This window comes from Bacteroidales bacterium (assembly GCA_018334875.1).
In the GTDB taxonomy this organism is placed as follows: domain Bacteria; phylum Bacteroidota; class Bacteroidia; order Bacteroidales; family UBA12077; genus JAGXLC01.
The window spans coordinates 1-14,103 of record JAGXLC010000047.1 but is presented as its reverse complement, the minus strand read 5'-3'; the positions used below and the strand labels follow the sequence as shown (position 1 = coordinate 14,103).

The following is a 14,103-nucleotide window of genomic DNA, read 5'->3' as shown; positions in this document are numbered from 1 at the left end:
GTGGAAGCTGGAGTTCCATCAGCGGGGCCACTTCGGACAGCTATACGGTCAGCGATGTCTCTAACAACGATGCAGGAGATTACCGTGTTGAAGTCTCCAACACCTGCGGAACCCGTACAAGTGATGCTGCGACCCTTTCCGTTAATGATACCATAGATATTACCGATCAGCCGAATGACCAGACCGGTTGTGAGGGCTCAGATATCACTTTTTCATCAACCGTAAACGGAGATGTTACCGGTTACCAGTGGGAGACGGATGCCGGAGGCAGCTGGAGCGACATCAGCGGAGCCACCAATACGGATCTGACCCTGACTGATATAGAAAATGCCGATGAAGGCAATTATCGTCTGAAGATCCAGGGTGTGTGCGGAGATGACACGACCAATACTGTAAGCCTTGCGGTCAGCGATACGGTATCGATCACCTCCCATCCCTCAGATGAGACGGTATGTGAGGGAGAAGATGCCACTTTCAGTGTATCAGCCGACGGTGAATCACCGCTGAGCTACCAGTGGTATACGAATGCCAGTGGAAGCTGGAGTTCCATCAGCGGAGCCACCTCCGACAGCTATACAGTCAGCGATGTATCCAACAGCGATGCCGGAGATTACCGTGTTGAAGTTTCCAACACTTGTGGAGCAAAATATAGCGATTCAGCCAGCTTATCTGTCCGTGATACAGTAAGTATAATTGAACATCCAAAAGATAAGCAGGTTTGTGAAAATGAAACTGTACGTTTTGGTTTGAATGCTGAAGGTTATGGTGCTTTATCCTATACCTGGCAATATAATGATGGTAATGGTTGGACCGATCTTGCTTCTGTTGGTGATATAACTGTAGCTGAAGATTCTCTTATTATAGAAAATGCAGATACTACATATAATGGAGATTACCGTGCTATCATCGACGGGTATTGTGGAGATGATACCACAGAAATTGCAAATCTGTATGTAAATTGGTTTGAGGTAAGCATCGGGGAACCAAGTCCATTCCTGATCGATACCACATCAACATTGGTCGAGCTTCATGTTGCAGTTAGGAATCACGAATATCTCTATGATTTGAATTATGAGTTGGTTACCCCTCAGGGAACTGCTGTTTCCTTGGCTGACACAGGAAATAAATATGATGCACAGTATGAAACAAATGCCAACTTAACTTTTAGGTCGGATTTATCAACCGTTTTTGATGTGAACAATGATTCACCCGACGGTAGTTATGGAATTAAGGATAACATTACCCCCTTGCACGGAAAGGATCCTTCTAATGGAGCCTGGAAATTGAGGTTAGGTGATTGGGACAGGTGGTTTAATGGTGATCCCAAAGGTTATATTGATAGTGTCCGGATTGGTTTTACAGACTCGGATATGGATACAGGAGAGTCAATTACTGTTTCCTATTCAGATTCTTCAGATATACCTATTAATGAAAATTCAGGTGCTTCCGGTTCTGTAGCTTATACCGAATATGAGGTTAAAGATGAATTATCTGTCGACTGCTATGGAGACTCTACAGCTACTGCAGTAGTCAGCACCTTTGGCGGCATATCTCCGTTTAACATAGAATGGAGTGAGGATCGCGACTTCAGTTCCACCATATCACAATTTGCTGATGAGGATACGGTTGAACTTTGGGCAGGCACCTTCTATCTGAGGGCAACCGATGCCCTGGGCTGTACTGCAATCGATTCTGTAACGGTAAATGAGCCCCCCGAGATCATCCTCGATTCCCTCGACATATTATCGGTTACCGAACAGGGCGGCTGCTACGGCGACAGCATTGCCGAGGTTCATGACAGTGCTTACGGCGGAACGGGTACACTGAGATACAGACTGATCCGCGATCCATTAGGTGACCTTGATACCATTGATACCAACCAGTCCGGTGATTTCACCAATCTGCTGGGCGGAGAATATATGCTGGAAGTATTCGATGATAACAACTGCATTGTTGATACAATATTCACAATAAATCGACCTGATCCCATTGAAATAACTTATGAATTCTTTACTTCTTTATCTGCTCCGGGAGCATCGGATGGGACTGTTGATGTTTTTGCAGAAGGCGGAACGCCTCCGTTGATCTATACTCTATATGACACTTCGGGAACTTTTGTGGCGGATACGTCTGTGTCGGATACAGCGCATTTTGACAACCTGAGCGAAGGGTACTATTATGCTGTTGCAACCGATAGCAACAGTTGTGGCCCCGATACAAGTTCCATATTCCACATTGCCCCGATGCAAATCAGCTTTACTACTGATTCAGTGAATTGTGCCGGAGGATCTACCGGACAGATAAATGCAGAGGTTACTGGAGGAGAAGCGCCTTATACCTATGAATGGGTTGAGGTTTCCTCAGGAAGCACATTGAGAACGTTTGATACTACCGCAACATCGGATACATTGAAAGACTTGTCAGCCGGAAGATATGCCCTTAAAGTTACTGACAGCACCAACATTAGTGTTCAGGATACTGCTGTTGTCTATGAACCCGATCCGCTGGAGATTGTCATTGAGGATACCCTCAGCGTCCCCTGTAACGGCACATACGATGATTTTGGTGTCACTGTCAACGGAGGCACCTCCCCCTATGACATCAACTGGTTCAATGCCTCTATGGATACCATTGCCACAGGCGATACGGCAAATCTGAATACCGGCAGCTACTATATAGGAGTCTCAGACAGCAACAACTGCACTGCATTCGACAGTGTATATGTTGACGAGCCGGAGCAAATTTCCATAGACTCTGTCAATCTGATACCACAGGGGTCGGAATATACCCTTGAGGTATGGGCCACAGGGGGCAATGACTCATTATTCGTGACGGTGGAAACAGAAGATACCCTTCACAATCCCGATTCCGGCAGTCATAAAAACGACACCACCGTTGCCGTGTTTGAATCATTATCCGGTGGTTCATATACCATAACTGCTACCGACAGCCTTGGATGCGGACCGGATCAGGTGAATATAACCTTCCCGATCACTGTCAGTCTGTCTGTGGTCGATCCAATCGATTGTTATGGGGATTCAAACGGTGCTGTGGCAGTACAAGTACAGGGAGGTAAGCCGGATTATGCCTATGACTGGTCTGACGGTACATTGCACACACATGGAGAACAGCAGGATACCATTTATAATCTTGATGCAGACACCTATTCCATCACAGTAACCGATTATTTTGGCCTGGAGGCCTCTGCATCCATCGATCTGGATCAACCAGACCCAATCGTAGCCAATCCTACCATTCAGCAAGCCAATTGTGCATCGGATCATGAACCTCTTGCCGGTGATGACATTGGATATATTAAGCTGAATCCGAGCGGTGGTACCGAATATCAGAGCGAAGAATATAATTATCGCTATCACTGGAGCGAGGAAACAGATACCCTGGCGGGCAAGGACAGTCTGATGCATCTTAGTGGTGGCAGTTATCAGGTTACTATATTGGATCAGAATGGCTGCGAAGCCAGTACTTCCATTGATGTGCCGCAATCAGATGAAAATATCATTGACATGCAATTCGGAGGTGTGGTAGACAGCATATGTCATGGCGATGAGGTGAACCTTTTTGTGGAAGAGGCTCAAAATGCCGATTCACTTAACTGGAGAAATACTTCTGTGGGTTATGAGACACCTGAGGAACTGGATACATTGTCGGAAAATCCCACTTCACCACAAACTTATGTGTTGGAAGCCAAAAACGCCAAATGCAGGTATGTGGACAGCGTGAATGTTGATCTCTATCCCCATCTGGGTGTTCGGATCAATGAACAGGATGATGCCGATGATGGCACAATTCGGGTAAAAGAGAATGTTACAGCCAAATCCTTGAATGCAACCGTTCAGAACAGTGATATTCAGGCAACCTATTCCTGGGAGCCCAATGAATATTTCGATCCGGTAGATCAACTGGCCACTGAATTACAGGTGCAAAGACTGCGGGAAAACGATGTCGCCGAGCAACAAATCTGGATTGTAGGCAACACCCGAAACTGTACGGAAACCGATTCAGCGACGATAGAAATGGTACCGAATGTCGAACCTCATGATGCATTTTCACCCAATGATGATGGTACCAACGACGAGTGGGTAATTCAGTATGCTGAGCAATATGAGAACATTGAAGTAGTGGTCTTCAATCGGTGGGGTACGAAAGTTTACCGTCAGAAACCCTACAGAAATGAAACCGGATGGAAAGGTAAAACATCCAATGGCAAACGGCTTCCGTCGGGTACCTATTATTATATGATCGATACCCATGAGAACGGAATTAAGCCTCTAAGTGGAACCGTTACAATAATAAGATAGTATGAAAGTAAGAAAGTTTTGTTTGATATCCAGCCTGTTGATTTTTGCCTGTGCCGGTATGGCAGAAGCACAGCAGATGCCACAGTATACCCAGTATACCTGGAATGATTATATGATCAATCCTGCTGTGGCCGGAACCCATAATTATTTACAGGTGCGTGCTTTTTCCAGAATGCAATGGATGGGAATAGACGGAGCTCCCCAGACATACAGCATCAGTGCATACGGTCCCACCGAGGACCAACCCATGGGGTATGGGGGATACATCTATTCCGACTATACCGGACCTACCAGCCGGCTGGTGTTTAAAGGTTCGTATGCCTACAATATACCCATTAATTCGAATATACGGATTTCCGGAGGAATTTCTCTTGGAGGCATACAATATAAAGTGGACGGTACCCAGTTCGACACACAGACTATAGAAAGTTATTTTGGGAGACCGGATCCGGTGATCGATGGCACCGTCAGATCAAGATTCATTCCTGATGCAAGTGCAGGTATTTATGTGTATTCTACTTATTTCTTTGCCGGAGTTTCTGCCCACCAGTTAATAGGCAATAAGCTGAATAAGATTACTCCTGAACAGGTCGGGATCAACAGACTTAAACAGCACTTCTACCTGGCCGGAGGATATAATTTTATTCTGAATCGTGATTTTACGCTTCAACCATCCCTTTTGGTCAGAGAAATGTTCCCGGCAACTCCACAGTTAGAGGTTACGGCAAGAGCGATCTACCAGCGTATAGTCTGGGCCGGCCTTTCTTTCCGTACCGGTGATGCTTTTTCCTTTATGGCAGGTTATAACCACGAGAACAGATGGTATTTCGGATTGTCCTATGACTTTACCTACTCACAACTGCGCCAATATTCGGGAGGGAGTATCGAGGTTATGTTCGGACTTAAATTTGATGATATTAAATAGAGTCTGTCTATAATATCCGCTGGCTGCGTTACACTCGTTTTTCATGCCAGTCGATTACATCTGGTAGAGACGTACGGCCGTACGTCTCTACATTTGTCATTCAAAACTCGCAAGCCTTGCCAGCGAACATTCTAGACGAGACTCTTTCAAATCTCTTTGACTTTATGGAAAAACACTAAATAATATTTAAAATATTACCGGATTTTTTGGGTTGTATTAAAGGGGATTGATTATTTTCATTCCCTTTAATTTTTTAAGGATAGAACGGGTTGGCCTATGAAACCCGCATCTAGGAACCTTCGCAACAAGGCAATGAATAAAGCATGCGGGTTCCATGGCGAGACAAGCACAGTTTGTGAATTTGACATGTAAATTAATTTGAAATGCAAACCTTTAATAAACTGTTACACGAATGAAACGAACTTTTTTTATAATATTGGTTTTTGCTTTAATTGTTACAGTGGGGTGTAAGAAAAACAGGAAAACCATTCCCCGTGAAGAGATGATTTCGGTGTTGGTGAAAGTTCACCTTATGGACGGAGCGCTGGAGGTTTCCCAGTATAATCCTGAAATTACCGTGCCCGACACATTGGATGCCTATGAGGTTGTGCTTGAGGATTACGGTTATACGAGGGCGCAGTTTGATTCTTCTCTTCAATATTATGCTAAGGATCTGAGAAGGTTCGACAGGATGTACCAGAAGGTACTGACCCGTTTGAATCAAATGGAGACAGAAGCTCAGGAAAGAAGTCAGGACTCCGGCCGGAGAAAGGGAGAAGAAATCCCGGAAAAAAGAGACCGGCAGCCTCCTTCTAACGAATAAGCAAGCTGGTTCCGTTCAAGTCATTAATTAGAGTCTGTCTATAATATTCGCTGGCTGCGTTACGCTCGTTTTTCATGCCAGTCATCCGGCAGCCGCCGGACTCCTGGCATTCAAAACTCGCAAGCCTTGCCAGCGAACATTTTAGACGAGACTCTTTCAAATCTCTTTGACTTTATGGACAAATACTAATTAGCAGCCGTGATATCCAATTCTCATAGAAAAGTTCTGGTTTGTCCGCTCGATTGGGGATGGGGCCACGCCTCCAGAATGATTCCCATCATTCATCTCCTCTCCGGGAATTATGGGTTTGAGGTTATATTGGGCATAAGTGGTTCCTCGGGTAAAATGTTACAAACCGAATTTCCAAACCTGAAAACCGTGGCAATGCCTTCTTTTCATATTACCTATTCATCGGGTGCATCACAAATAGGGAAAATTTTCTGGCAGTTACCAAAAATTATTAAAACAATCCTTCTTGAACATCTATACCTGAAAAGGCTTATCAATAAAGAACATATTACCTGTGTCGTTTCCGACCATCGATATGGCTTGTTCCATAAAGATCTGTTAAGTATACTCGTTATTCATCAGCTTAATGTAAAGTTTCCAGGATTTTTGAAGCATGGGGAAAAGATATTCGTGTGGATCCAATCCTGGTTTCTCAGGAGATTTGATCAGGTATGGGTACCCGATTTTCCCGGAGAGGAAAGCATAGCCGGGAGTTTGTCCTCACCCTTCCCTCCGGTGAATCATTTTTATAAGATCGGGATTTTGTCAAGATTTTTGTTACCGCTTGAAGAGCGGATAGCTGAAAAGAAAAAAGCCTATGATATTGTGGTGGTTTTGTCCGGTCCTGAACCGCAAAGGTCTCTATTGGAAAAAACTTTGATCGGACAGTTGGAGTTTACGAATTATGAGGTGTTATTTGTCAGAGGAATTACCGGAGAAAAAACATCCGTAAAGAGAGAAAATATACAGTGGGTTTCTCATTTATCTTATCGTGACATGGCTGTTGCTATCGCAGTTTCCGGTATTGTCATCTGCCGTTCCGGGTATTCATCCATTATGGATCTTATGGCTCTTGGAAAGAGGGCCATATTGATACCTACCCCCGGGCAAACCGAACAGGAATATCTGGCCGAATATTTAAAAGAGCGGGGATATTTTTACAGCGAAAAACAAAAATCGTTCGATATTTTCCATGCGCTGGCTGCATCACGGGGCTTTTATCCTCCTAAAGTATCCGGTTTTTCGCCGCTGCTTTATGAACGGTTAAATTGGCTGACCAATCAATTAGAAAAATACAAAAGTAAGCACAAGAACGGTTAATCCCAGCCCGAATCCCGCATAGATTTGAGTGGGTGTGTGGTGTTTCAGTATAAGCCTGGATGTTCCCAGTAGTCCGGCTATAAAAATTGCACCCAGGAGAAAGATAATAAAATTGGTCTCCAGTATATAACTAAAGGCCAGTATGGCGCCTGTCAGAGCGCCTATCCCCGCCATATGAGCACTGATTTTCCATTTTAATGTAATGAGGAGCGCAATGAAAATGGTAATGGTTCCTGCAAGCAGAATATTGGCTAATGTAGAGTGTACATCCATTTGATACATTATCAGGTAACCAATAAAATAAAGAATGCCGATGGTGGCGAAAGGAACGATTCTTTCTTTTATGGTTTCCATTTCAAAGCTTTTCAGAAGATTCTGGTACATGAACAGCGGAAGAAATGCCAGAGGCAACAGACAGGTGGTAATGAATACAATAATGAAAATTACTTTTTTTGCCTGGAAAGGCAACATCGCGAAGTAGGTGTCGGAATTGAGAAGTATCAATAACCCGTAGGTGGGCATCAATAAAGGATTGAATACGAGAGAGATGATTTTGGCGATTAGTTTTGACATGTTTTTAACCTTTTAATTCTTTCCTGAGTCTTGCTACGGGAATATTCATTTGTTCCCTGTATTTGGCCACTGTTCTTCTTGCAATCCTGTATCCCTGCTCCCTGAGTATCTCGGCGAGCTTTTCGTCTGTGAGGGGTTTTCTCTTGTCTTCATTATCGATATTTTCTTTCAGGATGGATTTTATCCTGCGTGTGGATACCTCTTCACCGTCTTCTTTTTGCAGGCCTTCGGAAAAGAAATATTTGAGCGGATAAATACCGAACGGAGTTTGAATATATTTGCTGTTCACCACCCGTGATATGGTTGATATGTCCAGGCCCGTCTTGTCTGCTATATCTTTAAGAATCATCGGCCTTAACTGGGATTCGTCTCCTGTCTGGAAAAATTCATATTGATAATCAAGAATGGCATTCATGGTGATCAGCAAAGTATTTTGTCTTTGTCTGATCGCGTCGATAAACCATTTTGCTGCCTCAAGTTTCTGTTTGACAAAGCTTACAGCTTCTTTCTCATCCCTGGTTTTATTCTGCTTGTTTTTCTGATATTCTTCCAGCATTGCGCTGTAATCCTTGTTAATATGCAGATCAGGCACATTCTTGCTGTTCAGGCTCAATTCCAGTTTGCCGTCGTTGTTTTCCAGAATAAAATCAGGTACTATGGTCTGTATTGACCGGGTGTCGGTACTGGTATAAACACTGCCGGGTTTTGGGTTTAATTTTAAAATTTCGTTAAAGGCTTCCTCCAATTGTTCCTCGCTTATCTTGAGGCGTGTGATTATTTTGTCGTAATGTTTTTTCGTAAATTCATTGAAGTATTGTTCCAATATCTTTTTGGCCAGTTTGACCGAAGGCCGTTCCTGATCTTTCTGTTTGATCTGAATAAGTAAACATTCCCGCAGGTTCCTGGCTCCTACTCCGGGAGGATCCAGCTCCTGAACAATTTTTAACACCCTTTCCACCTCTTCCTCGCTTACCTTGAGATTTTGAGTAAAAGCCAGATCATTAACAATAGATTCCACTTTTCTCCTGAGATAACCGTCTTCATCAATGTTTCCGAGGATATATTGAGCCAGCAGATGCTCTCTTTCAGTAAGATTTTTTAATCCGATCTGATTTTCCAGATTTTCATGAAAAGAGGTGGTTTGTGAAAACGGGACTTCTTCTTTTTTGTCGTCTTTGGATACATTACTTGACTGAAGCTTATAGGAGGGAATGTCATCATCATTATTGATGTAATCCTCAAAGGAAAATTCATCCTGATCGCCCTCATTCATTTGCTCTTGCTGTTCCTCGTAATTTCCTTCCTGTTCATCATGCTTTTCTCCTTCTTCCAAAACGGGATTATCCTCCAGTTCCTGCTTTATCCTCTGTTCCAGTTGTAAAGTAGGAATTTCCAGCATTTTGATCATCTGGATCTGCTGGGGAGAAAGTTTCTGAAGTAATTTTTGTTCTAAACTCTGTTTAAGCATAATGAACCCAACTTGTTAGAATTCAGCACTCTTAGGAGTTCTCGGGAAGGGGATGACATCCCGGATGTTATACATTCCGGTTATGAAAAGCATCAGCCTTTCAAAACCCAGACCGAAACCGCTGTGAGGAGCTGTACCGTACTTTCTGGTTTCCAGATACCACCATAAGTCTTCTTCGGGCAAATTCAATTCTTTAATTCTGTTATACAGCTTATCATATTCTTCTTCCCGCTGAGATCCGCCCACAACTTCACCGATTTTCGGGAAAAGCAGGTCCAGAGCCCGGACTGTCCTGCCATCATCATTCTGTTTCATGTAAAAAGCCTTGATTTCTTTGGGGTAATCGACCACTATCACGGGTTTTTTGAAATGCTTTTCCACAAGGTACTTTTCATGTTCTGCCTGGAGATCGACACCCCATTCTACCGGGAATTCCCATTTTTGCTCCGCTTTTTCCAGAATGTCGATGGCTTCAGAGTAGGTTATTCTTTCGTAGGTATTGTCTTTTACAAATTTTAAACGATCAATTAGTTCGTTATCGTACATCCTGTTAAGAAATTCCAGATCGTCGTAATTATGCTCCAGGGCATATTCTACCAGGTATCTGGTGAAATCTTCCGTTAGATCCATGTTATCGTCATTATCATAAAAGGCCATCTCAGGCTCAATCATCCAGAATTCTGCCAGATGTCTGGGAGTATTGGAGTTTTCCGCACGGAATGTTGGCCCGAATGTATAAACTTTTGATAAAGCCAAAGCTCCCAGTTCCGCTTCCAACTGCCCTGAAACCGTGAGATTGGTCTCTTTTCCGAAGAAATCCTCGCTGTAATCAATGTTGTTGTCTCCGTTTAACGGAGGATTTTTAAGATCCAGCGTAGTGACTCTGAACATTTCACCGGCGCCTTCCGCATCGGATCCGGTTATGATGGGCGTATGCAGGTAATAAAAATCATTGTCGTTGAAATATTTGTGAATGGCAAAAGACATGGCATGCCTCAGGCGCGTAACCGCACCAAATGTATTGGTGCGAAACCTTAGGTGGGCAATCTCTCTTAAGAATTCAAGGGAATGCCCTTTCTTCTGTAGCGGATATTCATCCGGATTGGCTTTTCCGTAAAGTGTAATATCTTTCGCCAGAATCTCTACATTCTGGTCTTTACCCATAGATTCCACTAATTTGCCCTTTACGCCAATGCTTGCTCCCGTATTTATGGCTTTTAACAGTTCAGGGTCAAAATTATCCACTTCTACTACAATTTGTATGTTATGGATCGTGGACCCGTCATTGAGGGCAATGAAATTCACACTTTTCTTGCCCCGCTTTGTCCTGACCCATCCCTTAACAATCACATCTTTATTTAATTCCTTGCTATTAAGTAATTTCCTGATTGGCGTGTTGGTCCTTTCCATCCTGTTTTTTATTTTTTTAAGTCATTGCAAAATTACAATTTTTGATTCTTTAAACGAGATTGCAATATAATAAAATCTACCAACCTGCTCTAACCCGAATTATTCTAGAATAATTCTGACGCTATTGAAAAACCTGGCTTTTTGCTTCAATAAATTTCGCAAAAAAGCCGGTTTTTCTAATGCGGGGTTGCCTTGCTCCGCACGCTGTCGCTGAAGCTTTAGCGTAGGCGCCTGAAGCTTCGCGAAGGCGAGCCTGCATCCCTCCCGCAAACCATCCCACATTCAAAAACGAATCCCGTTTACCAGCGGGATTCGTTTTTGAATTATGCAGGCTAATAGACTGCGTAGATTAAAGATTTGCATGGAGTTAATTTTTTTTGTAATTTCATCTGGATATACCTATCCGCAATTTTAGTATAGTCGCTTCATTAATAAAGAATTACAAACAAAATATCATGGTAATTGATCCGGAAAACTTAGATGTTGCTTTTGTATTATAGCATAGAACAAAAATCAAACTTTATACGAATGAAACCCGCATGCAGTGGCCTCCACAACAAGAACATGAGTAACATGCGGGTTCCATGGCGGGGAAGCACAATATTCGAACTATGAAATTTTATTTAATTGAAATACAAACCTTTAATAAACTGCTACACGAATGAAATGGCATGTTGATTATGAGTTAGGGCTAAACGGGGATTCAGATGAAAAAGTCTCGTGGGTTATCAATGACATTTTGGAAGAATTTGAAAGATTGATTCCCGAAGGCCCACCGTTGGGCTTTAAGTCTATCCATTTAATAAATGATCAGGATGGGGGCCCGACGCTCTATTGGCCTCTTGGACGTGATTTTTATAAGATCGGATTAAATATTTCCGATGTTTTTTATAATCAGGTTGCTTTTCAGTTTTCCCAGGAATTTTGCAGGATATATTGTGATCCCAGGATCAACAACTGGTTTATTGAGCTTATAGATCACGTTGCAGCCCTCTATATGCTGGAGTATCTTGCGGAGAAATGGGAAGATAATCCGCCTGATCCAGGACTTGACGATTATTACGAAAATTTTACAGACTACCGCAGCAATCTTTTGGGTACTGCTTTTAGTAAGGTGGACATGGTGAAATACCAGATATCCAATGAATGGGTGAAAAATCAGGTAAAGAAGCTGATTCATAATGAGCGTTACAACCGGGGCAAATTATTGCTTATAGCTTATGAAATCCTTAATCTTTTTAAAGAATCGGATGTAAATTGGCGGATGTTGCCTTATGTTGGCAAATGTTCCATTCCTGCTCCTTCTTCCGATATTCATAACATGGTAACCAACAGAAAAACCGCGCCTGATTTCAAAAAATTGCTGGAAGAGGTGCCCAAAGAGGTTTCTCCCTTTGTGGAAAAACTGGTTAAAAAATTCGGTGTATTTGAAGAAGAACAATCATAGAAAAATTTATTCTTATGAGTGACAGAATCGTAACCATAGCAGTGCATAACTATTCAAGAGCCGAGGTATTGAAAAGTCGTCTGAATGCTGAGGGCATTGAGTGTTATCTGAAAAATGTAAACCTTGTATATTCCGCCGTAGCCGGAGGAATAGAAGTGAGGGTTCATGAAGACGATCTGGAACCTGCATTAAGGATCGTTGAGAAGGTAAGCGAGGAATACCGGGAGGCAGACCGGCAGGAATCAGGGGAACCTAAAAAGGTACAACGGATTTTGGTTCCGGTGGACTTTTCCATGTATTCAAAGAACGCCTGCCGATATGCCGTTGGACTTGCGGAAAAGCTAAATGCCAGTGTTAAGCTCCTGCATGTATATTACAATCCCATTGTCAATTCTATGCCGATGACTGATACATACTATTATCAGGTCAATATGGATGAAATTATAAGGGATATTGAGCTCAGGGCCAAAGAACGAATGGAAAAATTTTATCGTGAGATTAAAGACTGGATAGAAGAGCAGGGCATCAAAAATATTTCAGTGGATTATACACTGGTTCGGGGCATATCTCATGAAGAAATTCTGATACAGGCTGAAGAATATAATCCTGATGTGATTATTATTGGAACCCGCGGCAAAAGTGAAAAACCTACCGATTTGATGGGAGGTGTAACCAGAAAAATTATTGAAAAGGCACCCGTCCCTGTGCTAGCCATTCCCGAAGCTTCTGAATATAGTGGGATAGCCAATATTAACATCATGTATGTTACCGAATTTGATGATTCCGATTTTAATGCCATTCATAAGCTGATGGCTATTATGAGACCTTTCAGTATACGGTTGTATTGCGTTCATATTACTTCGCCGGAAACAAATGAATTGGATCAGCTAAAAATGGAAAGGCTCAAAACTCATATCCGGGAGGAATACGGACATCAGCGTTTTGAATGTGATCTGATTGAAAAGGAGGATAAGCTGAAAGGCATTCAGGAGTTTATTGAAGAGAAAAGCATTGATATCCTCTCATTGGTTACCCACAAAAGGAACATTATAGAAAAGATATTCAACCCGGGAATAGAAAAGAAACTCCTCTTTCATACCAATGTTCCGTTATTGGTGTTCCATGCGGAAAAGTAGGGTTGGTAGTGTTTATGAAGATGTGGTTGAACATTGAAGAATGAGTTTAAAAATCTTAAATTCCAAATTACAAGCACCAAAACTTGTCCGGCCACTGACGGATATCAAACAAATTCCAATAACCAATTTCAAATGACCCAAACATTCCAGGCTAAAGTCTGTATGACCATAAGCCGGAATGTTTTGAATTTCGGTAATTGGAATTGGGTGTATTCCCAATTTTTTCTATCCAAAGAAGTTTCTATTTCATTTGATTATTTTTTATTTATGGGCAAATGAACCCCGATAAGGCTCAGCGAACCTAAACCCGCAGGTAGGTCATGCTTTTGTTGTGTAAGATTACTGCAAGCGGATTTTATGCCAAAATAACCATTTCAATATATTGCACAAATAGCGGCTTACAGAAAAACCTTATTTTTAGTTGCTTAACCTTAGTAGCCATGAAATACCCAATGATAATCAACCTTATTACCTTATTCTCCGGAAGAATATAACAACTGGATGTAAAAAAATAAGGTAATAAGGTTAAGGGATGGGGAGATGCCTTATGGCTACTAATGTTTAATATAAAGAAAAATAAGGTTTTTAATACGAAATGTAATTGGTTAGCTATGATACATTATAACCGTGATGTGAATCCGGATGCTTCAAATTCACATATTAACTCAAAATC

General features: G+C 42.3%; 9 protein-coding genes. 6 read left to right on the top strand and 3 right to left on the bottom strand.

Annotated features, from left to right (window positions below; genetic code table 11):
* The 4 genes from KGY70_06135 to KGY70_06120 form a co-directional block, all read left to right on the top strand.
* On the top strand, positions 1–4,319 hold a 4,319-nt coding region (locus tag KGY70_06135; protein MBS3774745.1), incomplete at its 5' end, for a gliding motility-associated C-terminal domain-containing protein.
* Position 4,320: 1 nt separating this feature from the next.
* Positions 4,321–5,244 carry a type IX secretion system membrane protein PorP/SprF gene (locus KGY70_06130; protein ID MBS3774744.1) on the top strand — a complete coding sequence of 308 codons (924 nt, stop codon included), beginning with the start codon at positions 4,321–4,323 and terminating at the stop codon, positions 5,242–5,244.
* Between the two features lie 412 nt (positions 5,245–5,656).
* Positions 5,657–6,067, top strand: coding sequence for a DUF4296 domain-containing protein (locus KGY70_06125; GenBank protein ID MBS3774743.1), 411 nt, complete (start codon positions 5,657–5,659; stop codon positions 6,065–6,067).
* Between the two features lie 198 nt (positions 6,068–6,265).
* A complete protein-coding gene (locus tag KGY70_06120; GenBank protein ID MBS3774742.1) occupies positions 6,266–7,396 on the top strand; it encodes a hypothetical protein in 1,131 nt (376 codons plus the stop codon).
* Here KGY70_06120 and KGY70_06115 read toward each other — a convergent pair.
* The 3 genes from KGY70_06115 to asnS are packed head-to-tail and all read right to left on the bottom strand — an operon-like array spanning position 7,361 to position 10,847.
* Positions 7,361–7,969: a hypothetical protein gene (locus KGY70_06115; GenBank protein ID MBS3774741.1), complete on the bottom strand. Its 609-nt coding sequence runs from the start codon at positions 7,967–7,969 to the stop codon at positions 7,361–7,363. The two genes, KGY70_06120 and KGY70_06115, sit on opposite strands and share 36 nt — an antisense overlap.
* Positions 7,970–7,973: 4 nt before the next feature.
* Entirely contained in the window at positions 7,974–9,437 is a 1,464-nt protein-coding gene (gene rpoN / locus KGY70_06110; protein ID MBS3774740.1) for an RNA polymerase factor sigma-54, read from the bottom strand.
* Positions 9,438–9,452: 15 nt separating this feature from the next.
* Positions 9,453–10,847: an asparagine--tRNA ligase gene (asnS, locus tag KGY70_06105; protein MBS3774739.1), complete on the bottom strand. Its 1,395-nt coding sequence runs from the start codon at positions 10,845–10,847 to the stop codon at positions 9,453–9,455.
* A 661-nt stretch (positions 10,848–11,508) separates the two neighbouring features.
* Here asnS and KGY70_06100 point away from each other — a divergent pair.
* Together KGY70_06100 and KGY70_06095 are read left to right on the top strand one after the other, a co-directional pair.
* Positions 11,509–12,294 carry a hypothetical protein gene (locus KGY70_06100; GenBank protein MBS3774738.1) on the top strand — a complete coding sequence of 262 codons (786 nt, stop codon included), beginning with the start codon at positions 11,509–11,511 and terminating at the stop codon, positions 12,292–12,294.
* 14 nt (positions 12,295–12,308) lie between these two features.
* Entirely contained in the window at positions 12,309–13,430 is a 1,122-nt protein-coding gene (locus KGY70_06095; GenBank protein MBS3774737.1) for a universal stress protein, read from the top strand.
* The last annotated feature ends 673 nt before the right edge of the window (positions 13,431–14,103 follow it).